Origin of the sequence: Enterococcus sp. 9E7_DIV0242 (assembly GCF_002140975.2) — a bacterium.
Taxonomy (GTDB): Bacteria; Bacillota; Bacilli; order Lactobacillales; family Enterococcaceae; genus Enterococcus_L; species Enterococcus_L clewellii.
Genome location: NZ_CP147247.1, coordinates 198,888 through 222,705 on the forward strand (window position 1 = coordinate 198,888; position 23,818 = coordinate 222,705).

Sequence of the window (23,818 nt, forward strand, 5' to 3'; positions counted from 1 at the left end):
AGGTTGAGACAATGCCCGACAGGCTCTTTGTTTCAACTTTTTTTGTATAAGGAATAGTATGAAGGAATAGAAGGTGAAAAAAATGAATAAAAAGATTTTATCGACACTCAATTTTGATAAAGTAAAACAATTGATGATCGAATATATAGTGACTGCTCAGGGTTTGGAAGAGGTAGAACAGCTACTTCCTAGCAATGACGCCGACATCATACAATCATGGCTAAGCGAAACTGAGGATGGCTTGAAGGTCCAACGATTACGTGGTGGCATCCCTGTTCCTAAGCTGGAAAATATCCGACCTCATATTAAGAGAATTGAAATCGGTGCAGATTTAAATGGGCTGGAGTTAGCTCAAATTGGCAGAGTCCTTTCGACGACAAGTGAGCTGTTGCGCTTTTTTGATGATTTGAAGGACAGTGAAATCGAATTGTTCCGCTTGTATGCATGGACAGAACAACTGGTAACTATTCCAGAGCTGAACAGACGATTGAAAACAGCGATTGCAGAAGATGGCTATGTTCAGGATGAAGCTTCTCAAGAGCTTAAAATTATTCGAAATAATATTCGCAGAAGTGAACAGACGATTCGTGAACAGCTGGATGGTATTGTGCGTGGGAAAAATGCGCGTTACTTGAGTGATGCAATTGTAACGATGCGGAATGAACGCTATGTCATCCCTGTAAAGCAGGAGTACCGCAGCATCTTTGGCGGCGTCGTTCATGACCAGAGCTCATCAGGGCAAACGCTGTTCATTGAACCAAAGCAAATCGTAGAATTGAACAATCGATTACGTCAGCATCAGATTGCTGAGCGAAATGAAATAGAACGTATCCTTGCGGAGCTATCTGCTGAACTGGTGCCTTACCAACGAGAAATTCTCCATAATGCTTATGTTCTTGGTAAATTTGATTTCATCAATGCTAAAGCGCGGTTTGGAAAAGAATTGAAAGCAATAGTTCCGGCATTGAGCCTGGAAAATCATGTCTTTTTGAAGCAAGCGAGACACCCATTGTTGAATCAAGATCAAGCTGTTGCAAATGATATCATGCTAGGTGATGACTATCAGGCAATTGTAATCACTGGTCCGAATACCGGCGGGAAAACGATTACGTTAAAAACACTGGGCTTACTTCAATTAATGGGGCAATCCGGTCTGCCCATACCGGCAGATGAAGAAAGCGTGATTGGGGTTTTCAAAGAGATTTTTGCAGATATTGGTGACGAGCAATCGATCGAGCAGAGCTTGAGTACTTTTTCTTCACATATGACGACGATTGTTGATGTTCTGGGTAAGGTCGATGACCAGAGCTTGGTTCTTTTTGATGAATTGGGGGCTGGGACTGATCCTCAGGAAGGGGCAGCATTGGCTATATCCATTCTGGATGCCTTAGGGAGCAAAAGCGCCTATGTTGTTGCGACGACCCATTATCCTGAACTGAAGGTTTATGGTTATAATCGAGCGAAAACGATCAATGCCAGTATGGAGTTTGATGTGGATACACTGAGTCCGACCTATCGTCTATTGATTGGTGTACCTGGCCGAAGTAATGCCTTTGAGATTTCCCGTCGTTTAGGGCTGGAAGAGAGCATTATTGGTGAAGCAAGGCAGATTATGGATGGTGAAAGTCAGGATCTGAATGAGATGATCGCTGATTTGGAAAATCGTCGTAAGATGGCGGAAACAGAATATCTTGAAGTCCGTCATTTTGTAGATGAATCTCAAGTACTGTACCGAGACTTAAAGAATGCATATGATTATTTCTTGGATGAACGAGAGAAGGAAATGGCAAAAGCGCGTAAGCAAGCAAATGCGTTAATCAGTGAAGCAGAAGAAAAAGCTGAAACGATCATTTCTGATATTCGGAAATTGCAATTGGCGAGCGGCAATCAAGGGGGTGTGAAAGAACACCAACTGATTGATGCTAAGACCCAGCTATCTAATTTACATCATCAGGAAAATCATTTAGAGAAAAATAAAGTATTGAAGAAGGCTAAAGAGCAGAAAAAGCTCAAAGTAGGCGATGAAGTTATTGTAAATACTTATGGCCAACGCGGGACTTTGTTGAAAAAATCAGGAACTGATAGTTGGCAGGTACAGTTAGGGATTTTAAAAATGACAGTGAGTGAAGATGACATGACACTTGTTGGAAAAGAAAAGGAACCTACACAGAAAATCACGGCAATTCGTTCTGCTGAGTCAAGTCATGTCTCCAACCAATTGGATTTACGCGGCAAACGATATGAAGAAGCGCTTGCTGAGGTGGACCAATACTTGGATGCGGCCATTTTAGCAGGCTATCCTCAAGTGACGATTGTTCACGGCAAAGGAACAGGTGCGTTGCGAACAGGAATCACTGATTATCTTAAGAATCACCGCAGTGTGAGCAGCTATGAGTTTGCTCCGGCAAATCAGGGCGGGAACGGTGCAACGATTGTTAAGTTCAAATAAGGATAAAAGGGCATAAGTGAACAAAATATTTGTTCCACGAACTCATTGTTTGTAAAAAAAAGAGACTTTTGTTTGATAACTCATTTGATTGCCAACATAGTAGCTGTTGATTTCTTTCTACAGTACGAGCAGGTTTTCTCTTACTATTCGTAAGCAGATAAATAGTCTATCAAAATTTTAAGTGCTATAATAAACGTGTATCTAGAATTAGGAGGAATGAAAGATGGCTGAAGCAATTACAGATGCAACATTCGCAGCTGAAACAGATGAAGGACTAGTCCTAATTGATTTTTGGGCAACATGGTGTGGACCATGTCGTATGCAATCACCGATTTTGGATCAATTATCAGGTGAATATGAAGAAGACGAATTGAAGATTGTGAAAATGGATGTCGATGAAAATCCTGAAACACCAGGGTCATTCGGTATCATGAGTATTCCAACCTTACTGTTGAAAAAAGACGGCGAAGTTGTTGAACGTCTGGTTGGCGTTCATTCAAAAGATCAATTAACTGACGTAGTCGGTAAATATCTATAATTTTCTGCAGAATAGCTGCGAGAATGACTAAAAGATTCAATCAAAAAATCGAGTTCTCTCTAAGTGAGAGGGCTCGATTTTTTTAATTGATTTGAAACAGGTGAAATGAATGAGTTACCGTTAGCAGTGAGGGGAAAATTACTTCATGCAACAAATGAAAATTGCCTATGTCTACCAGTTGAATAGTGATTTAAAGCCAGTTTTTCCAAGCTTTTTTCAAGCGTTGGGCACAGTCTGGAATATCAGCAAGTTCAATTTTACTAAATCCCAAAAATAGTGTATTTGGAGGACAAGAAGCTTTCTCTTGCCAAAAATTCATTGTAGAGTAAACCTTCACTCCGTAATTCGCTGCTGCGGAGATCAATTCCTCTTGTTGAACTGGTTCAGCGAATGTCAGGAGAAAATATTGACCGCTCCCATTACTGGAGAGCGTCATTTTTTCTTGAACGTCAGCAAATGAGTGGGTAAACACCTCTAGTCTCTTTTTAAACACTTGATTCAAGCGGCGAACATGCTGGTCATATTTGCCTTCCTCAATCAGGGTTGCAACAATATATTGATTCAATAAAGGAACTGTGCTGTTATAATCGCTGAACATTTTTTGATAAGCTTCGGTTAGCTGTGGTGGAAGTATCATGTAGCTCATCCGCAATGAGGGTGAAAGAACTTTCGAAAAAGTTCCGAGATAAATGACACGGTCCTGTTGATCGATGGATTGTAAAGCAGGAATTGGTTTCGCATAGTAGCGAAGCTCACTGTCATAATCATCCTCAATAATATAGCTTTTGTGCGTATATGCCCATTTCAACAGTTCGTAGCGCCGACCAATTGTCAAGGTCACCCCTGTCGGAAATTGGTGTGATGGCGTGGTGTAGAGAAGTGTATCCGCTTTGACTGATGGCAGATTATCAACACAGACGCCTTGCTCATCTATTGGAATGGTTTGGGTGGTTCGTTGATTATTGTTGAATACAGAGACAGCTTTGTTATATCCGGGTTCTTCCATCAATACAGGCGTATTTGTCTTGAAAAGAAGCTTGCATAAAAAATCCAGAGATTGCTGCGTGCCGCTAGTCAAAATAATCTGATCAGGGTGACAATGAACACCACGCATGCGTTGGAGATAGTCTGTAAGTGATTCACGAAGGAACAATTCACCTTGCTTGTCTTGCAAGGATGAGATCATTTCTTCTCTATAAAGACGATCCAAGCATTGAGCAGTATACTTTTGCCAAAGCTTTTTTGGAAAAAGATTACTTGTATGACTGCTGTTTGTCAGGTCATAAAGAATGTTAGGTTGTCCAACCGTTACTTTTTTCGAATTTTTGAAAGAAAGACTATTTTTTTCTTTCAAAGGATAGATGGATCGACTGTTAGGGAGTACGGGAACAGCCTGGACAAAAAAACCAAGCCCTTTTTCCGCAGCAATATATCCCTCGGCTGCTAATTGACTGTAGGCTGTATCAACAGTATGTCGGCTGATATCAAGTTGCTTCGCGGCGGCTCTGCTTCCTAGCAAGCAGTCCCCTTCCTTACGCACACCAGTTAGGATTTCTTCTTTCAATTGATAGTATAGCTGAAGATAAAGAGCTTCTTTTTTCGAACGATCTAAAAAAATCATTGCATGGCTTCCTTTCTCGGGTGGCATGGTAAAAATATTCTTTAGTGGCACTTATTACGGGGCCATCTTTAGTATATCATAGAAAAATATCAAGTCATGTAAAGATATTTTGGGTAAAAGAAGGGAAGGATAGAGGATGAAAAACAGAGGAAATCAAACAAATGATGTGATTCTAGCACTTGTTGCGGTGTCATTTTTAGCTACAGGAGGGATTTTTGTAAAATTTAGTCAGCTGCCTCCAATCAATACAGGGTTTTATCGAGTACTGTTTTCCTTGCCGATTTTAGGGCTGCTCGTGCGCAAGGAGCTAAAAGGGATAGCGAAGAGAGACTGGCTATTGTTATTGTTTGCCGGTGTTTTTTTAGCAGGTGATATTGCACTGTGGAACCTATCTTTTACGTATACAACTGTTGCTAACGCAAACCTATTGACTAATTTAACTCCGTTCACAGTAATCCCTTTGTCTTTCTTTCTTTTTAAGGAGAAGATTCCTCGCCTTTTTCCAATCGGCGCAGGTCTGACTATTCTAGGGGTTTTTCTATTAATTGGTGGAAAAGCTGTTCCTTCATCGGCTAGTTACTTTGGTGATTTTTTAGCATTGTGTGCTTCTTTTTTCTACGCCGGCTTTTTACTGATTTGTTATCATCTTAGAGATCACTTGAGTAGTGGCATTATCATGTTCATCAGCGGCATTGGAACCACCATCAGTCTGTTTTTTACTGCAGGAGCTGTGGAGGGGCTTCGTATTCCTGTGACTTGGTCAGCTATTTGGCCTATTCTGGGGTTAACGATTTGTCTACAAGTAATAGGGCATAATTTACTCGCTTATTGTCAAGGGAAAATCAGTGTCAATCTTTCTTCTGTTATCTGTTTGGCACAGCCGGCAATTGCTTCGGTTTATTCCTTCATTTTCTTTGCTGAAAAAATAACAACAAAAGAGATGATGGGCATAGTGATTGTCATATTTGGCGTTTATCTGGTCAAAATGCAGTATAGTAAAAAAACAGAGAGTAGCCCTGAACGACAGTTGGAGCAGTCTATAAACAAATAAAGAACGTACATTCCCGTTTTCTCGCACAAATCAGTGTCTCATGCTATAATAAGTCAGATAGCGAAGAGAGGAACAAGCGAATGAATGAACGAATAAAGCACAAACTGGCGTTACTTCCTGATCAGCCGGGCTGCTATCTGATGAAAGATAAACATGGCACGGTAATCTATGTAGGGAAAGCCAAAATATTAAAAAATCGTGTCCGCTCCTATTTTACAGGGAGCCATGATACTAAGACGGAACGCCTTGTCAGTGAAATCGAGGATTTCGAATATATTGTCACAGAATCGAATATTGAGGCCCTGTTACTGGAAATCAATCTGATTCACAAAAATGATCCAAAATATAACATCATGTTGAAGGATGATAAAAGCTATCCTTTTATTAAGATAACCAACGAAGCTTACCCGAGATTATTGATTACTCGGAAAGTCTTGAAGGATAAGGCGCTATATTTTGGGCCTTACCCAGATGTAAAAGCGGCAAATGATACAAAACGTTTGTTGGATCGGCTGTTCCCTTTGCGGAAATGTAAGGTCCTGCCAAAAGAAGTTTGCCTTTATTACCATATGGGCCAATGTTTGGCTCCTTGTGTTTTTGATATTCCCAAAGAGAAATATACTGAAATGGTCGGAGAGATTCGTCGCTTTCTTAATGGCGGCTATCCTGAAATCCAAAAACAGCTGGAGGATAAGATGTCATCAGCCGCTGAAAAGATGGAATTCGAGAAGGCGGCAGAGTATCGTGATTTAATCAAATCGATCGAAACAGTCATGACGCGTCAGAAGATGACGAATGCGGATTTAGTGGATAGAGATGTCTTTGGCTATGCCGTGGACAAGGGCTGGATGTGTGTTCAGGTTTTCTTCATCCGTCAAGGAAAGCTGATCGAACGGGATGTTTCGATTTTTCCATTTTATGATGAAGCTGAAGATGATTTCCTAACATTTATTGGTCAGTTTTATCAGGAGAATGAGCATTTTATTCCTAAAGAGGTATTGATACCCGATAACATTGATAAAGAAAGTGTAGAAGCTTTGTTGGCAACAAAAGTCATTCAGCCGCAACGGGGAGAAAAGAAGAAGCTTGTGAAGCTGGCAGGAAAAAATGCAACGGTTGCTTTACAGGAAAAATTTGATTTAATTGTTCGCAAACAGGAACGCACGATTGGTGCGGTGGAACGACTGGGTGATGCTATGAATATTCCCGTGCCTATACGGATCGAAGCCTTTGATAACTCGAATATTATGGGGACAGATCCGGTTTCTGCAATGGTGGTCTTTATTGATGGCAAGCCTGCGAAAAAGGAATACCGAAAATATAAGATAAAGACGGTCAAAGGGCCGGATGATTATGCGTCAATGCGAGAGGTTATCTATCGTCGCTATTCTCGTGTGCTCAAAGAAGGACTGCCGTTTCCAGATTTGATTGTGATCGATGGAGGAAAAGGCCAGGTAGATGTCGCAAGAGATGTTCTTGCCAATCAGCTTGGTTTGGATATCCCGATTGCCGGTTTGGCTAAAAATGACAAGCATAAAACCAGTGAATTATTATTTGGTCCAGAGCTCTCAGTCATTCCATTAGAAAGAAATTCACAGGAATTTTTCTTACTGCAAAGAATTCAGGATGAAGTCCATCGATTTGCGATTACTTTCCATCGTCAGCTTAGAAGTAAAAACAGCTTTGCTTCCAAATTGGATGATATTGAAGGGTTAGGTCCAAAACGAAAGAAAGAACTCTTACGCCAATTCAAATCCTTGAAGAATATCACCGCTGCTTCTATTGAAGACTTGAGGCTGGCTGGACTCCCCAAGAACGTTGCCCAGAATGTATATAGTCATCTTCATGAGGGCGAGGATAAGGAAAATAAAGAATAGAAGAGCAAGGTATCCGCTGACTAACGGATATTTTGCTTTTTTTAGTATAGTGAGCTTTACAAAAATAGTAAAGTGAGCTATACTTTTTTTGTAAAGCCAGCTATACGTTTTTGGGAGGCGGTCCAATGCAAAATAAAATACAAGAATTAAGAAAAGCAAATAAAATCACACAAAGCGAATTAGCCGATGCAGTGAGCGTAACGAGGCAAACGATTATTTCGCTTGAAAATGGAAGGTACAATGCGTCTTTAGTGTTGGCGCATAAAATCGCTCAGTTTTTTGATCAGACGATCGAAGAAATTTTTGTGTTTGATTTAGAGGAGGAGAATATATGAAGTTTGGAATGAAATTCAACGGAGGACAAAATAAGGATTATAAGCGGACACTTCAGAACAGAAAAAGATTATTTGTAGGGATGATTGTTGTTGGCGCAATTATTAGTGCGTTGTCGTTCTTGCTTTTGAAATCAGGCGGTCATGAAGCTTCTTATACAAATGGTTTTGGCGTAGGACTGATTGCTATTGGAATTATTTTGTCATTCAAAAACAAGCAAATGTTGGATAACAAAGAAAAAATGGAAAAGAATAAGCGAGAAGAGTTTGACGAACGAAATATTGCGATTAATAATCAAGCGTTGATTACTGCTGTAAGAGTATTCATTCTCCTCCTTGTTTTGATAACAATAATAACTGCATTTGTGAAGCCCATCTACAGTGTGATATTTGCGACAATGATCAGTACGTATCTTTTGCTGTATTTGGCAGCATACATTTATCATCAGAGAAAAATGTAAAAAATTCTATTGACAGTAAAATGAGAATTCGCTATTATATCACTAAGTGATATATCACATGTTGATATATCCAAGGATGATATAGTGAGGGAATCTCAATGGAAGATACGCTGACAGATTCTAGTTATTTGATTTTACTTGCCTTACTTCAACCGCAGCACGGGTATGCGATCATGAAGCAAGTGAGTGCAGTCACAAACGGAACCATGTCGATCGGTCCGGCAAGTATGTATACGATCTTAAAGAAACTTCAAAAGAGCGGCTACATCACGTTGGAGGAAAATGACGAACGAAAGAAAATCTATCTGATTACTGAGCTGGGCTTGGAAGTGTTAGAAAGAGACATCAACCGCAGAAAGCTTCTTTATCAGGCTGGAGAATCTTTAGTTGCTGAGAAAAGGAGGGCAGAGAATGATTATTAATGGAAAAAAATATATTTTTTCACGAGGCGTTGCTTTTTATTCTGAAAGGGAAATGGAGATTTTAAAGGAACAGGCGCAACAAGGCTGGGCATTTCAAAAAATGAACGGATTTGGTCTGTTGAAGTTTTCTAAAGCAGCTCCGGAAAATAAAAAATTCTCTGTCGACTTTTTCTCTGGTTCAAAGGATGAGCTTGATGAATACCTAAGTATTTATGCAGAGGCTGGTTGGACGTATGTTGCTACGTATAAGAAAAAATATTTCTATTTCAAAGCAGACCCATACACACCGACTATTTATTCAGATGAAGAAAGCTACGGAATGAGGATGTATAAAGAATGGATTTGGATGTTCTGGCAGAATCTATTTTGTATACCAATCGGACTAATTTTTATTTGGTTGACTATCCAGATGGGAAAGTGGGACGTTCCACACACCACACTCTTTATTTCGCTAAGGATGTTTGTCATCTTTTTTGGTACATTTTTCACTGTTATGCCATTGGCGATAATTATCAATGTTATTTTTTCTCTTATCATCTACAAGGACCGAAAGAAGTTCTATGATCGACCGGAGCAATTTGCTAAGAAGCAAAAGTATTGGCGAGATATTATTGTATTGATGATCATTGGAGCAATCTTAGGTGCATTAATGAGCTATACAGGCTTGGCAGGATTTTAAAAAAATGGAGGAAAGAAGAATGAGTGAAAAAAGGTTTGATATCACCTTAAGAGAAAATCTCGGTGTCATTAAGGAACAAACGGTAATACTTGTTGATAAGGAAACAGGAGTAAACTATCTATTCGTTTCTCAAGGCTATGCCGGAGGATTAACACCTTTATTGGATGAGAATGGGAAACCGATAGTTACAAAATAGAAAAGACGAGTCAAAATTAGGAGGGTATGAAATGTTAGAAGTTAAAAATTTGGTTAAAACATTTGGCGATTTCACAGCAGTAGATGATATTTCTTTTGAAATACCAGATGGAAAAATTTTAGGATTGATCGGACAGAATGGTGCTGGGAAAACAACTACCTTTCGCTTGATCCTGGATTTTTTGACACAAGACAAAGGAACAGTATTATGGAATGGCCACGAGCTAACTGAAAAGGATTATAACGACATTGGTTACCTTCCAGAAGAAAGAGGATTGTATCCGAAAGTCAGCATTGAAGAACAATTGATTTATTTTGCGGAATTACGTGGGAAAAGTAAACAGGAAATCAAACCAAAAATTGATGAATGGATGGAAAAATTCAAAGTCAAAGGGAAGAAAACAGATAAAGTAAAATCATTGTCCAAAGGGAATCAGCAAAAAGTCCAGCTGATTGCAACGCTGATTCATGAGCCGAAGTTGGTTATTTTGGATGAGCCGTTTAGTGGGTTGGACCCAGTCAATGCTGAGCTTTTGAAGGACGGAATCATTGAGTTGAAGCAAAAAGGTTCCTGTGTTATCTTCTCCAGCCATAATATGGATAATGTAGAAAAAATTTGTGATCATTTGCTGATGCTTCGAAGCGGAAAAATTGTTCTTAACGGGAAAGTTCATGAGATTCGTGAAAGCTTCGGTAGAACAAAAGTCTTCTTGGAGTCCTCGCTTTCAGCTGAGGAAGTGGCTTCGATTGATGGAGTCAGCTCTGCAATTAAACGTGGAGATGGTATTGTGGATGCAACGTTGAGTGATCCGAAGGCCGGTGAAGAAATCTTTACCAGAGCAACACAATTCGGTTATATCCCAATGTTCAATCAACAACCACCAACCTTAGAAGAGATATTCAAGATGAAAGCAGGTGAACCAAATGAATAAATTTTGGGTAATCGCACTAGACGTATATAAGAAAAATATTAAATCGGTGTCCTTTGTAATCATGATTTTAGCACCATTTCTATTGATGGGTGTCATGTATGCAGCAATCTCTTTTTCAGGCGGATTCTCTGGTCCTGATAAGATTGCGATCGTTTCTGATGATACGGCTTTGGCAGGACAACTAAGCCAGGTCGAACTGGATGATTTTGAATTTAAGACAGTTGACTCTCAAAAGGATGCTGAAAAGCAATTGAAAAAAGGCGACATTGAAGCTTTCCTTGTATTGGATTCAGAAAATGAAGAGATCAAAGGGAAATTGTACTCTGAGTCTTCTATGGGTTCTATGACAGATTTGACGATCCAACAGCTCTTGAACGGGATTCAAACGTCTATTAATGCGGGCAAGTTGAACCTGACAGCAGAACAGGTAGCGAGCCTACAGCAACCGGCAAGCTTTGAAAAAGCCAAGGTCAACTTTGGTGAAGATGGAAAAATGACAACAGGAATCGATAATACAGCGGTTCAATCTGCAATCTCTTTTGTTTTGACAATTGTTCTATGGATCATTATTATGACTTATGCATCAATCATTGCGCAGGAGATTGCTTCTGAAAAAGGAACACGGATTATGGAAGTCATTCTTTCAAGTACACGAGCACAAACGCATTTTTACGGTAAATTAACAGGGGTCATCTTAGTTGCTTTCACACAAATTCTGATTTATGCAGTTGGTGTGGTTATTGGCTATAATCAGTTTAAAGATTTAGACATGGTTAAGGACTTTTTAGCTAGCTTCTCTTTAGATATGATTTTAGGAAGCTTCTTATGGTTCACACTTATCTTTATTATTTTGGGTATCTTTGTTTATTCTGTATTGGCAGCATTGTGTGGTTCCCTGGTTTCAAAACCGGAAGACACACCAAAGGCTGTACAACCAATTATCTATCTGGCAATGATTGGTTACTTCATTGGGCTGTCATTGGGAGCAACAGATCCTCAGAATATTATCATCAAGGTTACTTCTTATATACCGATGATTTCTTCGTTCATTATGCCGATTCGTTTAGCGACGGAAACAGCATCCATGACAGAAGGATTTATCTCGCTAGCTGTTCTGTTGGTTTTCGGTATTTTACTGACGTTATTCTCAGCGAAACTATACAAATCCAACGTGCTGGTTTACAGTGAAGGCGGCATGCTGAAATCACTGAAACAATCACTTTCTATTTTAAGAAACGAACAAAAGAAAGCCTAAATTAAAAGGCACTACTCATTGATTGCATATCGCTGAGTAGTGCCTTTTTTTTGCTCTATTTTCTTTTCGGTGTGGTCTTTCTCTCGATCAATGCGATGTCTAATGACCGTTTTGGAAGAGAGGCTTCATTCAATTCATTATAGATATGAATAAATGAGTTTTTTGCCTGGTGGTTGATTGAATAGTCAACCGTAGTCATGTGCATCAGTTTGCTGACGAGGCTATTATCAAAGCCAATCACTGCCACATCTTCAGGCACTTCATACCCTAAATTTTGCAGCTCTGAGATAAACTCAGCGGCCACAGAATCTGTGTAAAAGGCCATGGCTTCCGGTTTATCTTTCATGTGGTGCCATTGATAAGCCATCTTCATCCCACTACTTTCACGCATTGGATCATAAAAGACCCAATCGTGATTAACCTCAAGACCTGTTTTTTTGTAAAAACTGTCAATCGCTTTAATACGAGCCTTAGTGTTTAGATTTTCAGGATTGCCCATAACATGTCCGATTTTTTCATAGCCTTTGGAATGAAGATACTCGAGAGAATTGAAATACCCGGAATAATGGTCAACATAGGCAGAATAGACACGCTTCGAATCAACTCGGTGCCAAGTTGAGATAGGACCGTACATTGTGTATGGCTCGATTACATCCCACTCATTCGCTCTAGTCAGGATGAAGATACCATCTAGCTGTTTGTACTTCATCTGATTCAGTGCATCAATCTCTTTTCTTTTGTCTCCGTCGGTAAAATAGACAGTTACATAGTAATTATAAGATTTTGCGATAGAAATAAAATTGCTTAAAAATATACCTAACAAATCAAAGTACCCATGTGCGAGGAATCCAATTGTTTTTGTTTCGCCGCTTTGTAGATTTCTGGCAATTAAATTAGGAGAGTAGGCCAACTTTTCCATTGCTTCAAGGACCTTCTCACGGCTCTCCTTGCTGACATAGCCATTTCCGGAGATGACTCTGGAAACAGTTGATTTTGATACATTTGCTACTTTTGCGACGTCTATGATCGTTGGCATGAATAAATTCTCCTCCAAATTTATTTGGGAATAGTTTAGATTACAGAAAACAGCTTAACAGAGCAAGTGTTCGGGAAACTCTACGGACTTAATCATTCTCCACAATAAGCTAAAAGTTGTCCTGAGGTAAATAGCATTAACTGCCAATTTTTCTAATTGTTCTGAAGTTGATCTAGCTTACTCAGTTTTTTGTCTAGCTTTACAAGTCAGCTCAGTCGGTGATAAGATAAACTGATTTCAGTGATAAAGGGCATCACTGAATCAGTTTCCTTTATCACTCGTGAGCTAGGCGACTTGTTCAGCTTTTCTATTTGTCTAGCTTCATGAACTAGCTCCTCTTAACAATAAGCCAAAACGTGTCCTGAGGTAAAGGACACCGCACGCCAGTTTTACCTTATTGCTCGGGAGCTGGACGAGTTCATTCAGCTTTTCTATTTAGTATACTGGATATTATCTTTGACTTCAATTATGGAAATGGTAGAGAAGTGGTGTTTAACAGGGAAAATAAAAAAAGTTTATAAAAGCGCTTGACATGGGAATGTTCCCACAAATTAGAATGTAAATGTAAACGATATCAGAGTGACATCTGAAAAAACACCAGGAGGGAACTATATGTCAAGAGGAGCACTAAAAATCGCAACAATTGGTGGAGGTTCAAGTTATACACCTGAATTGATTGAAGGTTATATCAAACGTAAAGATGAACTGCCAATCAAAGAAATCTGGTTAGTAGATATCGAAGCAGGAAAAGAAAAATTGGAAATCGTTGGCGAAATGGCGAAACGTATGGTTAAAGCAGCTGGCTTAGACTGGGAAGTTCATTTGACGTTGGACCGTCGTGCAGCATTGAAAGATGCAGACTTTGTTTCTACACAATTCCGTGTTGGTTTATTGGAAGCACGTATTAAAGATGAGCGTATTCCGCTATCTCATGGTGTTTTAGGCCAAGAAACAAATGGGGCAGGTGGGATGTTTAAAGCATTCCGTACAATTCCGATTATTCTAGGCATCATTAAAGATATGGAAGAGCTATGTCCAGATGCATGGTTAGTTAACTTTACCAATCCAGCAGGAATGGTAACGGAAGCAGCAATCAAGCATGGTGGATGGAAAAAAACAGTAGGTTTATGTAATGTACCAATTGGCCACAGAAAACAAGCGGCAGAAAAATTGGGTGTTCCGGAAGAAGATTTATTCTTCAAATTTGCCGGTATCAATCACTTCCATTGGCATCGTGTATGGGACAAAGCAGGAAAAGAACGCACATTAGAGCTGATTGACCTTATTTACGGACCTCAAGAAGAACAAGAAAGTCATCTTAAAAATATTTGGGATGCACCATATAATTATGAGCAGATCAAAGATTTAGGTATGTTGCCATGTGGTTATCACCGTTACTACTATATCGAAGATGAAATGCTGAAGCATTCTATCGACGAGTTCAAAGAAGGTAAAACAAGAGCACAAGTGGTAAAAGAGACTGAAACTCGTTTGTTTGAGTTATACAAAGATCCTAAATTAGATTACAAACCAAAAGAATTAGAACAACGCGGCGGTACGCACTACAGTGATGCTGCGTGTGAAATGATTGCTTCTATCTACAATGACAAACGTACTGACATGGTGGTTTCCACTGAAAATAATGGGACTATCACCGATTTACCATATGATTGTGTTGTAGAAGTATCTGGACCAGTAACATCACATGGTCATGAACCATATAACTGGGGGGCATTCCCGTCACCAGCACGTGGCATCATTCAAAATATGAAAGCAATGGAAGAAACAGTTATTCGTGCAGCCATTGATGGTGATTATGGTGCAGCATTGCATGCCTTTACAATCAATCCATTGGTTCCAGGTGGAACAATGGCAAGAACATTGTTAGACGAACTACTAGTTGCACACAAGAATCACCTGCCTAACTTTGCAGCTGATATTGCAAGAATTGAAAAAGATCAACCTGAAACAGTTGCTTACGTAACTGAGTTGATGAAGAGCAACTAATTAGCTCCTTGTTTTTTGCAGTACAGCAACATGAAAGAGTAAGTATAAGTGAATTATCTCCTGAATAAGCTAAAGTATCCTGAAAATAGGTCCGCCTATTTTCAGGATATTTTGGCTTATTTGACTTAGTAGCGACCGTCTATCAATAAGATGAAGGATACAATTTATTCAGAATTTATGTAATTAAAATGATCTTTCATGAAAAAAATGCATTTTCCTATTGACTAAACCTAACTTTAACTAGTTATGATAAAGAGGAGAATGCCGGATTTTCTATTTTTAACTTGACCATGATAGAGAATCCAATATTCCGATGGTAAAAAGATAAAAATAGTTCAAGTTAGCTGTTGACTTAGACCTACTCTAATACAGTAAGGTTAATCATGTGCTGAATCGCACAAAGGAATAAGAAAGGGGAGGTGGCATGGTTACAATCAAGCAAATTGCTGAACAGTTTGGTGTGACTGCCCACACAATACGTTTCTATGAAAAGGAAAAATTAATTGCTATTCCAAGAAATGAGCGTGGGATTCGAGATTTTGACGAGCAAGCAGTTAACCGGATGAAAACAATCCTCCATTATCGAAATGTAGGTATGTCGTTAGAAGATATCCGACAGGTCTTAGCGCATAGTAATGACCATAATTTTTCTTTAAATGTGTTAGCCCGAACGAAGGATGAGCTGGATCGGAAAATCGAGGAGCTGGAAGAAACACGCAGTTATTTGTACCGAAAAATAGCTATTCATAAAGAGTTGGCAGAAAAAGAAAACCTGGAAAAGCTAGACAATGAGGAGCATGCACCTATTCATAAAGCTGAGTAATATTGAACAAGCATATGTAGGTAAATACAATTAATAGAAAAGGGATGAAACAATTTGACAATAATCAATAAAGTGAATCAAGCATCAGATTTAAAGAAACTATCAATCAATGAGTTGGAGAAATTAGCGGAAGAAATCCGAGGACTCCTGCTAAAAAAAGTTAGCCAAACGGGTGGACATGTCGGTCCGAATCTAGGCGTTGTTGAATTAACATTGGCGTTTCATTACGTTTTCGATTCACCAATGGATAAAATCCTTTGGGATGTGTCGCATCAATCCTATTCGCATAAAATAGTGACTGGAAGAAAAGAGGCATGGTTGGATGAAACCAGCTATAAATCAGTGACTGGCTACACAGCACCGGAAGAAAGTCCCCATGACTTTTTCACGGTTGGGCATACCTCAACGTCGGTCAGTCTAGCTGTGGGGATGGCTAAGGCCAGAGATATTCAGGGAGAATCAGGAAATATTGTTGCTGTGTTGGGAGATGGTTCGTTGTCGGGTGGCTTGGCACTCGAAGGGTTAAGCAATGCAGCTGAGCTTGATTCTAACTTAATCGTTGTCCTTAATGACAACGAAATGTCTATCGCAGAAAACCATGGCGGGATTTACCGTAACTTGGCTGAGTTGAGAAAAAATAATGGGCAAGCTGCAACCAACCTTTTTACTGCAATGGGGTTGAATTACCAGTATGTGGAAGAGGGAAACAATGTTGCTGAAATGATCACAGCGTTTGAAATGGTTAAAAATAGTAATAAGCCGATCGTTCTTCATGTTCACACTGAAAAGGGGCATGGGTATACGCCTGCTGTTACGAACAAGGAGCGATTCCATTGGCAAATGCCCTTCGATTTGGAAACCGGGGACAGTAAATCTCCTGGCTCAGGAGAAAGCTATGATTCAGTGATTATTGATGTACTGACTAAGAAAATCGAAGAACAACAACCGATTGTTGCAATAACGGCAGCTATTCCAGGGTTGTTTGGGTTGAAAGAGCTTCAAAAACAACATCCAGACCACTACATCGATGTAGGAATTGCGGAACAGCACTCGATTACTTACGCAGCAGGACTAGCAAAAGCTGGCGCAAAACCAGTTATTTTCCATTCTAGTACGTTCCTGCAAAGAGCGTATGATCAATTGTCCCATGATTTAGCAATCAATGATTTACCGGCTGTAATCATTGTTAAAGGTGGTAAAATCAGCGGGGGAGACCCAACCCATCAAGGAAGCTTTGATATTCCATATATTACCAGTATACCCAATATCATTTACTTGGCTCCAACCAGTAAAGAAGAAGTTCGGGAGATGCTGAATTGGGCACTTGAACAAAATGAACACCCTGTTGCCATTCGTATTCCGGAAAGAGGCTTCGTCTCTGCACCATTGGCTGAAGGGACGTTTCATCCTTTAGAGTGGGCTATAGAGAAGCAAGGTGAGAAAGTAGCCATTCTAGCTACAGGTGGCTTCCTAGGCTTAGGTGAGGAAACGGCGAAAAAACTACAGGAACATCACGTTGACGCAACCTTGATCAACCCAAGATCCTTTACGTATTTTGACTCTGAGCTTCTGAAACAGCTACAGGAAAAACATCAAGTGGTGGTAACCTTAGAGGATGGCAGCTTGGACGGCGGCTATGGAGAGAAAATCAGTCGATATTATGGAAGTAGCGACATGAAAGTACTCAACTTTGGCGCGCAAAAACGATTCAATCATCATCAGACAATGGAGGAGCTCTATGAGGAGTTTCATTTATTACCTGAGTTGATTGCAGAAGATATATTAGCTGTTTTATAAGGAAAATAATAGATTTAATAGAACACTTTACTAGCAGAAAAAAATCGATGCCCCATAAAATTGGGGTATCGATTTTTTTGATGGTCACTTATTTATTTAAATAGACGAATAGAGTCAGAGAAGGCAGACCATTCAGATTGTCCATCTACCTCAAAACGGTAAGACTGTACTCTGAATAGGTACATGAAGCCGATAAGTAAAGCAATTCCTAAAGCTGAGAAAGTCAGCATAGACTGAATCAAAAGACAAGAAGCGAATAGAACTAAGAATAATAGCATAAATTTCAGGAATAATTGCTGTAAGTTATTTGAATTGGTAATGACGATTTCTTTTGTATAAGAAGAAACTTCAATTTTTTTGAATGTTGGTAACGGGCCTTCTTTAAAGCTGATTTCATCTCCAGGTTGAACCTCTAAATCCATCGCAATGCAGTTAAATAATTTTCCTTGTTTTGTATCATTGACATAAACGGTTAATGGTTTCATGCAGCCCCAATGTGTTTGTTTTTTTAGTTTGATTTTCATGGTGCTCACCTCCTGTATGAATCTATTTTCCCATGATTTTCAGAAAAAGAAATCAGCCTTTTGACTGATTTCTGAGAGTTATTTTCTCCATCTGTGGCTGTAGCCGAGGGTAGGACCTTATGCCGTATTGCTTGATAGCTGTTGGCTTGACAAGGAGCGGGGAGCCAAAAGTAGTGTGAATTTTAGGAATCATAGCTTACTATTTTCTTTAATACTCATCAATGACATAGCTCATATAGTCAGCCATTTCAGCCGCATGCTGCCCAGCATTATGCCCAGTTACCAATGCTGCAGTGATGTTATACCCACCTGTATATCCGTTGATATCTATGACTTCGCCGCAAAAGAACAATCCTTGAACCAACTTACTTTCCATTGTTTTGGGCTGGATCTCTTTTAATGAAATACCTCCGCCTGTGACAAAAGATTTTTCTAGGGGAAACGTTCCGCTGGCGGTAATTCGGAAGTCCTTCATACTTTTGATGAACATTTCTAGCTGTTGCTCAGAAAGCTGTCTTCCCTTTTGTTCACCTAATTCGTTTTTCTCTAGTAAAAATTCAAGTAAACGCTCCGGAAGGAATTGCCGTAACGTGTTTTTCAGCTGCTTCTCTGGTTCCGCTTGAATCCTTCTTGTAACATCAATAATCAGCTGCTTTTCAGTTGTTTCAGGAAATATGTCTAATGATAGCTGGACAGCTTGTCCTGGATTTTTGCTCAAGGCTTGATTGACAAAGCTTGAACAGCGCAGTGCTGCCGGTCCGGAAATACCGAAATGGGTAAACAGTAAATCCATTTGATGAGAGACGATTGCTTTTCCTTTTTTGTTCAATACAGAAAGCTGAACATCTCTCAAAGAAATTCCTTGAAGTGTTTTTTTCTTTATAAAAGGTTCTTCTGAGCGAATAGGTGATTCTGTTGGATAAAGTGGTGAAATTGAGTGTCCTAAAGCTTCAGAAAATCGATAGCCATCTCCTGTAGATCCAGTGGAAGGATATGTCTTTCCACCTGTGGCAAGGATGACACATGGAGCATAGATTTTTTGGTTTTCAAGAGCTACACCAATGATTTGATTATCTTTTCTCAGAATTTTTTTGACAGGCGCTTCTGTATATAAAGTTACTGCAAGCTCTTTTAGCTTCGTATGCAACGTCTCAACAATCGTTTGAGAACGATCCGTCGTGGGAAACATCCGACCATGATCTTCTTCTTTTAATGCTGTCCCATTTGATTCAAAAAAGTGAATGATATCTTGATTGTTGTATTGGGAGAAAGCACTATATAAGAATTTTCCATTTCCAGGAATGTGTGCAATGATTTCTTCCGGCGAACGATTATTTGTTACATTGCAACGGCCCCCGCCTGTTAAAAGAAGTTTTTTACCGATGCGCTTGTTTTTCTCAAGTAGAAGGACTCGGCTGCCATGCTCTGCTGCAGCGATTGCGGCCATGAGTCCGCTTGTACCGGCACCGATTACTATTACATCAAATTTAGTCATTTTCTTCCTCCATTTCAGTTAATAGTGTACCATAAAATACTGGGAATATTTATCTCTAGTCTTTTTAGAGTGGACTTGTAAAAATTTGGGTAAATTATTTCTTTTGTGAAAAGCATTTTTCCTCTGCATTAGGTAGAGAATAGCTTGTTTCTTTGATCAATTGGGCGCGATATACATATTTTTTCATTTTTTCTGTAAATATATGTGAAAAAGTTCAGTAATTAGGGTAAAATTAAAACAAACTTAAAGGAAGGTGAATGTATGGATATTAAAAAGTATGTAAAAGAAATTCGGGAAAAGCTTGGAGAAAAGGATAGTGGGCAAACGGAATACTTGCAGGCAATTGATGAGTTCTTGCCAAGTATGGAGGCATTTTTAGAAAAAAATCCAGAATTCGCAGAAGCAAATATTCTAGAATTGTTGATTGAGCCGGAAAGAGTCATTCAGTTTAGAGTACCATGGCAAGATGACAAGGGAAATTGGCGTGTGAATCGAGGCTATCGTATCCAGTATAATTCTGCGATTGGTCCGTATAAAGGCGGTCTTCGTTTCCATCCAAGCGTAAATGTAAGTGTTTTAAAATTCTTAGCGTTTGAGCAAATTTTTAAAAATAGCCTGACCGGTCTACCAATTGGTGGTGGTAAAGGTGGTAGTGATTTTGATCCAAAAGGAAAATCAGATGGAGAAGTGATGCGTTTTTGTCAAAGCTTTATGACTGAGCTGCAAAAGCATATTGGGCCAAACACAGATGTTCCAGCTGGAGATATTGGTGTAGGTGCTAGAGAAATCGGCTACTTGTACGGAACTTACAAACGCATTAGAAATTATGATGCGGGCGTTTTGACTGGGAAACCGTTAACCTATTGGGGTAGTCAAACAAGAACAGAGGCCACTGGGTATGGCGCTGTTTACTTTGTTCGTCATCTATTGAACGATTTAAACGACAGCTTTGACGGGAAAAAAGTTGTTGTTTCTGGAAGTGGAAATGTGTCTATCTATGCGATGGAAAAAGCGACAGAGCTAGGCGCAACAGTTTTAACTTGTTCTGATTCTACAGGATTCGTTTATGATCCAGAGGGCATTGATGTTGAGTTGGTAAAAGAAATCAAAGAAAAAAAACGTGAAAGAATCTCTAAATATGTAGAAACACGTAAAAATGCGACTTATTATGATGGTCAATCTGTATGGGATCTGAAAGAAGCATACGATATTGCTCTTCCATGTGCCACTCAAAATGAGCTAAATGCAGAACAAGCAGCTATTTTGGTAGAAAATGGGGCGAAAATTGTTGCTGAGGGCGCAAATATGCCATGTACACTTGATGCTGTTCATGTATTTGAAAAAAATAATGTTCTTTATTGTCCAGGAAAAGCAGCGAATGCGGGTGGAGTAGCGGTATCTGCACTGGAAATGAGTCAAAACTCTGAACGTCTATCATGGTCATTTGAAAAAGTAGACGGTATGTTAGATGATATCATGAAGAACATCTTTGAAATCTGCCGTGATACTGCGAAAGAGTACGGACAAGAAAATAACTTTGTATTAGGCGCCAATGTTGCTGGGTTCGAACGAGTAGCTAAGGCCATGATCAGCCAAGGATTGGTATAAGCAACTAAGACGAAATTCGGTATATTGCACGTGGGTTAGACAATATGTTCAGCCGTTCTTGTTATCTTGCCTTGTGAACAGCTCTCTTCAGTAAGAAGTGCTCGATAAATCTGTGACGAAAAGTGTCTCTAAAATTTACAGAGTAGCTTTTGTTTGAGAGCTGCCCGATTTCGTTCAGTTTTTATTATTGGTCTATATGTTTATAAATTACTTGATTAAAGTAGGAAAAAAACGTAAAGTAGTAGTGTATTAAGTTTATTTTCAAGGAGGAGAAGGAATGTCTCACATTAAATTTGACTATTCCAAATTAGCACCTTTTGTTGCTGATCATGAATTGGAATATATGCAAGCTCAGGTTGATGCGGTTGATAAAGCATTGCGTGGGGGAACAGGTGCGGGGAACGATTATATAGGATGGATCGATCTGCCTGAAAACTACGACAAAGAAGAGTTTGCTCGTGTCAAAAAAGCAGCTGAAAAAATTCAATCTGATTCAGACGTGCTTGTTGTTATTGGAATCGGAGGCTCTTATTTAGGCGCACGTGCTGCGATAGAGTTTTTACAGCATTCATTCAGCAATGCCTTAACAAAAGAGGAGCGCAAAGTACCTCAAGTATTCTTTGCTGGAAACAGTATCAGCTCAACCTATTTAGTTGACTTGATCAATGTGATTGGAGACCGTGATTTTTCTGTGAACGTTATTTCTAAATCAGGAACAACAACAGAGCCGGCAATTGCTTTCCGTGTGTTCAAAGAATTACTAATCAAAAAATATGGAAAAGAAGAAGCAAATAAACGTATTTATGCAACAACTGACCGTGCAAAAGGTGCTGTAAAAGTTGAGGCAGACGCTGAGGGCTGGGAAACTTTTGTGATTCCAGATGATGTTGGTGGACGTTTCACTGTATTGACTCCTGTTGGTTTATTACCAATCGCTGTTAGTGGTGCAGATATTGATGCTCTGATGACGGGCGCAAATGATGCTCGCAAAGAATATGCTGCAACAACTGATTTGAAAGAAAATGCGGCCTATCAATATGCTGCATTGAGAAATATCTTGTACCGTAAAGGGAAAACAACGGAAATGCTGATCAACTATGAACCAGGCATGCACTATTTCTCTGAATGGTGGAAACAATTGTACGGCGAATCTGAAGGGAAAGATCAAAAAGGCATTTTCCCTGCAGCAGCTGACTTTTCAACGGATTTGCATTCTATGGGGCAATACGTTCAAGATGGTATGCGTAATCTGTTTGAAACAGTGGTTAAAATCGAAAAACCTCGCCATACATTAACAATTCCTCTACAGGATGAAGACTTGGATGGGCTAGGCTACTTGCAAGGAAAAGAAATCGATTATGTGAATACAAAAGCGTTTGAAGGAACATTACTGGCACATACAGATGGTGATGTACCAAACATGATCGTGAAAGTTCCGGAAATGGATGCCTACTCATTAGGCTACGTTATGTACTTCTTTGAGATTGCAGTGGGAATCTCAGGGTACTTAAATGGCGTTAACCCATTTGACCAACCAGGAGTAGAAGCCTACAAAGCGAACATGTTTGCACTACTTGGCAAACCAGGCTTTGAAGATCTTGCAAAAGAATTGAACGAACGCCTGTAATTTACAATAAATAATTGAAAATACCGCAGAAAGAGTTAATCTTTTTGCGGTATTTTTTATGAAATCATTCATTTTGATAAAAGCATAGCGAATCTACAGGGGAAATAGGTGTGCATTATACGAGGACTGTCTGTTTATTCTCCATCGTCAGGAGTCATTTTCTTTCTAAAGGCAAGTAGAATAATTGCTGCTATTAAGCTAAGTTTTATTAGTGCCTTAACATTTTTGAATAAGTTAAAAAATGTAGGGTTTACAGTATAGACAATATAGCCGACGATAAACAGAACAATTCCAAATATAATTTTCCTCATGGAACAACCAACCTCCTTGGTATCATTTTCTACTAAGAAAAGAACCAAGTCAATAAGAAAAAACGATTGTTATTTATTTTTTTATCAATATTTTATCAACTTACTTTCAAAAATGAGTAAATTATATCCGCAGCTAGCCGCAGGATAATGATTCAACTCGTAGGATTACAATAGATGTTTTTCTTGTAACGTCTTGAAGGCAAAGCGTGCTTGTGGATATGTAACTGAACCGCCACCAATAACACCGATTTTGATAGCTTCAATCATTTTTTCCCTTGAAATAGCTAATTCAATACATTGCTCCAAGTGGTAGAGAATGCACTCATCACATTTGGTGACGATTGAAATCGCCAGTCCCATTAATTCTTTGTTTTCTTTCGAAATAGCTCCTTCTGCGTAAACCTGTTGATCCAACTGATTAAACTGAGCAAAGAAATCATCTGTCTCAGCCATCAATTGATTCATTTCGGTTCTGTTGTATTCTTTTGATTGTTCCATTTACTAAACACTCCTTTGGGGTATTTTTGATGATTAATGCGGTCAATATTAGCTCTTTTTATTTCACTTCAGTACTTTAGAATCCATAGCCCTTAAAGATAAAGTTCTGAAAGCACGATACTTTTTTTAGTATACATCTTTTTTTAGGGTGTATACAATAGGACAAAAGTATCTTTTCATTTTATAGTAATTAAATTATAAAAATTAGTTGACTCTTAGTATGATAAAGTTTATAATAAAACCCTAACAACCTTTTATTTTTTTACTTTACTCTATTTAT

Annotated in this window: 22 protein-coding genes; 16 read left to right on the top strand and 6 right to left on the bottom strand. The window is 39.1% G+C overall.

Going from position 1 to position 23,818, the window contains the following annotated elements:
- Positions 1 to 82: 82 nt before the first annotated feature.
- The gene (locus A5888_RS00975) at positions 83 to 2,449 is read left to right on the top strand and encodes an endonuclease MutS2 (RefSeq protein WP_086347419.1); all 2,367 of its coding nucleotides are present in this window, start codon (positions 83 to 85) and stop codon (positions 2,447 to 2,449) included.
- 223 nt (positions 2,450 to 2,672) lie between these two features.
- Positions 2,673 to 2,987, top strand: a complete 315-nt coding sequence (trxA, locus tag A5888_RS00980) for a thioredoxin (protein WP_086347420.1) — start codon at positions 2,673 to 2,675, stop codon at positions 2,985 to 2,987.
- A 190-nt stretch (positions 2,988 to 3,177) separates the two neighbouring features.
- Here the strand turns inward: trxA and A5888_RS00985 are convergent, their stop codons facing one another.
- Positions 3,178 to 4,608 (bottom strand): PLP-dependent aminotransferase family protein, encoded by a 1,431-nt coding sequence (locus A5888_RS00985; RefSeq protein WP_086347421.1) that lies wholly within the window; start codon positions 4,606 to 4,608, stop codon positions 3,178 to 3,180.
- 136 nt (positions 4,609 to 4,744) lie between these two features.
- On the opposite strand from A5888_RS00985, the gene A5888_RS00990 reads away from it, so the two are divergent.
- From A5888_RS00990 to A5888_RS01030, 9 genes are all read left to right on the top strand, one after another.
- On the top strand, positions 4,745 to 5,659 hold the full coding sequence (locus A5888_RS00990; RefSeq protein WP_086347422.1) for a DMT family transporter: 915 nt from the start codon (positions 4,745 to 4,747) through the stop codon (positions 5,657 to 5,659).
- Positions 5,660 to 5,739: 80 nt separating this feature from the next.
- Positions 5,740 to 7,536 carry an excinuclease ABC subunit UvrC gene (gene uvrC / locus A5888_RS00995; protein ID WP_086347423.1) on the top strand — a complete coding sequence of 599 codons (1,797 nt, stop codon included), beginning with the start codon at positions 5,740 to 5,742 and terminating at the stop codon, positions 7,534 to 7,536.
- A 125-nt stretch (positions 7,537 to 7,661) separates the two neighbouring features.
- Complete coding sequence (locus A5888_RS01000) at positions 7,662 to 7,871, top strand: helix-turn-helix transcriptional regulator (protein WP_086347424.1); 210 nt, start codon at positions 7,662 to 7,664, stop codon at positions 7,869 to 7,871.
- Positions 7,868 to 8,329, top strand: coding sequence for a hypothetical protein (locus A5888_RS01005; RefSeq protein ID WP_086347425.1), 462 nt, complete (start codon positions 7,868 to 7,870; stop codon positions 8,327 to 8,329). Before A5888_RS01000 ends, A5888_RS01005 begins: the two co-directional genes overlap by 4 nt.
- Before the next feature lie 98 nt (positions 8,330 to 8,427).
- Complete coding sequence (locus A5888_RS01010; protein WP_086347426.1) at positions 8,428 to 8,751, top strand: PadR family transcriptional regulator; 324 nt, start codon at positions 8,428 to 8,430, stop codon at positions 8,749 to 8,751.
- A complete protein-coding gene (locus tag A5888_RS01015) occupies positions 8,741 to 9,430 on the top strand; it encodes a DUF2812 domain-containing protein (RefSeq protein ID WP_086347427.1) in 690 nt (229 codons plus the stop codon). The genes A5888_RS01010 and A5888_RS01015 overlap by 11 nt, the downstream gene beginning before the upstream one ends.
- Positions 9,431 to 9,449: 19 nt before the next feature.
- A complete protein-coding gene (locus tag A5888_RS01020; protein WP_139843791.1) occupies positions 9,450 to 9,626 on the top strand; it encodes a DUF6440 family protein in 177 nt (58 codons plus the stop codon).
- A gap of 31 nt (positions 9,627 to 9,657) precedes the next feature.
- Positions 9,658 to 10,557 carry an ABC transporter ATP-binding protein gene (locus tag A5888_RS01025; RefSeq protein ID WP_086347428.1) on the top strand — a complete coding sequence of 300 codons (900 nt, stop codon included), beginning with the start codon at positions 9,658 to 9,660 and terminating at the stop codon, positions 10,555 to 10,557.
- On the top strand, positions 10,550 to 11,812 hold the full coding sequence (locus tag A5888_RS01030; protein WP_086347429.1) for an ABC transporter permease: 1,263 nt from the start codon (positions 10,550 to 10,552) through the stop codon (positions 11,810 to 11,812). Before A5888_RS01025 ends, A5888_RS01030 begins: the two co-directional genes overlap by 8 nt.
- Before the next feature lie 55 nt (positions 11,813 to 11,867).
- Here A5888_RS01030 and A5888_RS01035 read toward each other — a convergent pair whose 3' ends face one another.
- Positions 11,868 to 12,848 (bottom strand): LacI family DNA-binding transcriptional regulator, encoded by a 981-nt coding sequence (locus A5888_RS01035; RefSeq protein WP_086347430.1) that lies wholly within the window; start codon positions 12,846 to 12,848, stop codon positions 11,868 to 11,870.
- A 612-nt stretch (positions 12,849 to 13,460) separates the two neighbouring features.
- Here A5888_RS01035 and A5888_RS01040 point away from each other — a divergent pair.
- The 3 genes from A5888_RS01040 (at position 13,461) to A5888_RS01050 (ending at position 17,475) form a co-directional block, all read left to right on the top strand.
- Positions 13,461 to 14,855: a 6-phospho-beta-glucosidase gene (locus tag A5888_RS01040; protein ID WP_086347431.1), complete on the top strand. Its 1,395-nt coding sequence runs from the start codon at positions 13,461 to 13,463 to the stop codon at positions 14,853 to 14,855.
- A gap of 424 nt (positions 14,856 to 15,279) precedes the next feature.
- Positions 15,280 to 15,678: a MerR family transcriptional regulator gene (locus A5888_RS01045; RefSeq protein ID WP_086347432.1), complete on the top strand. Its 399-nt coding sequence runs from the start codon at positions 15,280 to 15,282 to the stop codon at positions 15,676 to 15,678.
- Positions 15,679 to 15,732: 54 nt separating this feature from the next.
- Positions 15,733 to 17,475: a 1-deoxy-D-xylulose-5-phosphate synthase gene (locus A5888_RS01050; protein ID WP_086347433.1), complete on the top strand. Its 1,743-nt coding sequence runs from the start codon at positions 15,733 to 15,735 to the stop codon at positions 17,473 to 17,475.
- A gap of 92 nt (positions 17,476 to 17,567) precedes the next feature.
- On the opposite strand, the gene A5888_RS01055 is transcribed toward A5888_RS01050, so the two are convergent.
- Together A5888_RS01055 and A5888_RS01060 are read right to left on the bottom strand one after the other, a co-directional pair.
- Positions 17,568 to 17,999, bottom strand: a complete 432-nt coding sequence (locus A5888_RS01055; protein WP_339101862.1) for a hypothetical protein — start codon at positions 17,997 to 17,999, stop codon at positions 17,568 to 17,570.
- 208 nt (positions 18,000 to 18,207) lie between these two features.
- Entirely contained in the window at positions 18,208 to 19,494 is a 1,287-nt protein-coding gene (locus A5888_RS01060; RefSeq protein WP_086347434.1) for an NAD(P)/FAD-dependent oxidoreductase, read from the bottom strand.
- Between the two features lie 261 nt (positions 19,495 to 19,755).
- Here A5888_RS01060 and gdhA point away from each other — a divergent pair, with 261 nt between their 5' ends.
- Both gdhA and A5888_RS01070 read left to right on the top strand, forming a co-directional pair.
- Positions 19,756 to 21,102: an NADP-specific glutamate dehydrogenase gene (gdhA, locus tag A5888_RS01065; protein WP_086347435.1), complete on the top strand. Its 1,347-nt coding sequence runs from the start codon at positions 19,756 to 19,758 to the stop codon at positions 21,100 to 21,102.
- Positions 21,103 to 21,379: 277 nt separating this feature from the next.
- Positions 21,380 to 22,729, top strand: coding sequence for a glucose-6-phosphate isomerase (locus tag A5888_RS01070; protein ID WP_086347436.1), 1,350 nt, complete (start codon positions 21,380 to 21,382; stop codon positions 22,727 to 22,729).
- Positions 22,730 to 22,863: 134 nt separating this feature from the next.
- On the opposite strand, the gene A5888_RS01075 is transcribed toward A5888_RS01070, so the two are convergent.
- A complete protein-coding gene (locus tag A5888_RS01075; RefSeq protein ID WP_339101863.1) occupies positions 22,864 to 23,040 on the bottom strand; it encodes a hypothetical protein in 177 nt (58 codons plus the stop codon).
- Positions 23,041 to 23,205: 165 nt separating this feature from the next.
- Positions 23,206 to 23,538, bottom strand: a complete 333-nt coding sequence (locus A5888_RS01080) for a carboxymuconolactone decarboxylase family protein (protein WP_086347437.1) — start codon at positions 23,536 to 23,538, stop codon at positions 23,206 to 23,208.
- Between the last annotated feature and the right edge of the window lie 280 nt (positions 23,539 to 23,818).

Bases quoted from the DNA above. Each gene is read 5' to 3' on its own strand.
- A5888_RS00975 (WP_086347419.1), top strand. From the start codon at position 83: ATGAATAAAAAGATTTTATCGACACTCAATTTTGATAAAGTAAAACAA.
- trxA (WP_086347420.1), top strand. From the start codon at position 2,673: ATGGCTGAAGCAATTACAGATGCAACATTCGCAGCTGAAACAGATGAA.
- A5888_RS00985 (WP_086347421.1), bottom strand. From the start codon at position 4,608: ATGATTTTTTTAGATCGTTCGAAAAAAGAAGCTCTTTATCTTCAGCTA.
- A5888_RS00990 (WP_086347422.1), top strand. From the start codon at position 4,745: ATGAAAAACAGAGGAAATCAAACAAATGATGTGATTCTAGCACTTGTT.
- uvrC (WP_086347423.1), top strand. From the start codon at position 5,740: ATGAATGAACGAATAAAGCACAAACTGGCGTTACTTCCTGATCAGCCG.
- A5888_RS01000 (WP_086347424.1), top strand. From the start codon at position 7,662: ATGCAAAATAAAATACAAGAATTAAGAAAAGCAAATAAAATCACACAA.
- A5888_RS01005 (WP_086347425.1), top strand. From the start codon at position 7,868: ATGAAGTTTGGAATGAAATTCAACGGAGGACAAAATAAGGATTATAAG.
- A5888_RS01010 (WP_086347426.1), top strand. From the start codon at position 8,428: ATGGAAGATACGCTGACAGATTCTAGTTATTTGATTTTACTTGCCTTA.
- A5888_RS01015 (WP_086347427.1), top strand. From the start codon at position 8,741: ATGATTATTAATGGAAAAAAATATATTTTTTCACGAGGCGTTGCTTTT.
- A5888_RS01020 (WP_139843791.1), top strand. From the start codon at position 9,450: ATGAGTGAAAAAAGGTTTGATATCACCTTAAGAGAAAATCTCGGTGTC.
- A5888_RS01025 (WP_086347428.1), top strand. From the start codon at position 9,658: ATGTTAGAAGTTAAAAATTTGGTTAAAACATTTGGCGATTTCACAGCA.
- A5888_RS01030 (WP_086347429.1), top strand. From the start codon at position 10,550: ATGAATAAATTTTGGGTAATCGCACTAGACGTATATAAGAAAAATATT.
- A5888_RS01035 (WP_086347430.1), bottom strand. From the start codon at position 12,848: ATGCCAACGATCATAGACGTCGCAAAAGTAGCAAATGTATCAAAATCA.
- A5888_RS01040 (WP_086347431.1), top strand. From the start codon at position 13,461: ATGTCAAGAGGAGCACTAAAAATCGCAACAATTGGTGGAGGTTCAAGT.
- A5888_RS01045 (WP_086347432.1), top strand. From the start codon at position 15,280: ATGGTTACAATCAAGCAAATTGCTGAACAGTTTGGTGTGACTGCCCAC.
- A5888_RS01055 (WP_339101862.1), bottom strand. From the start codon at position 17,999: ATGAAAATCAAACTAAAAAAACAAACACATTGGGGCTGCATGAAACCA.
- A5888_RS01060 (WP_086347434.1), bottom strand. From the start codon at position 19,494: ATGACTAAATTTGATGTAATAGTAATCGGTGCCGGTACAAGCGGACTC.
- gdhA (WP_086347435.1), top strand. From the start codon at position 19,756: ATGGATATTAAAAAGTATGTAAAAGAAATTCGGGAAAAGCTTGGAGAA.
- A5888_RS01070 (WP_086347436.1), top strand. From the start codon at position 21,380: ATGTCTCACATTAAATTTGACTATTCCAAATTAGCACCTTTTGTTGCT.
- A5888_RS01075 (WP_339101863.1), bottom strand. From the start codon at position 23,040: ATGAGGAAAATTATATTTGGAATTGTTCTGTTTATCGTCGGCTATATT.
- A5888_RS01080 (WP_086347437.1), bottom strand. From the start codon at position 23,538: ATGGAACAATCAAAAGAATACAACAGAACCGAAATGAATCAATTGATG.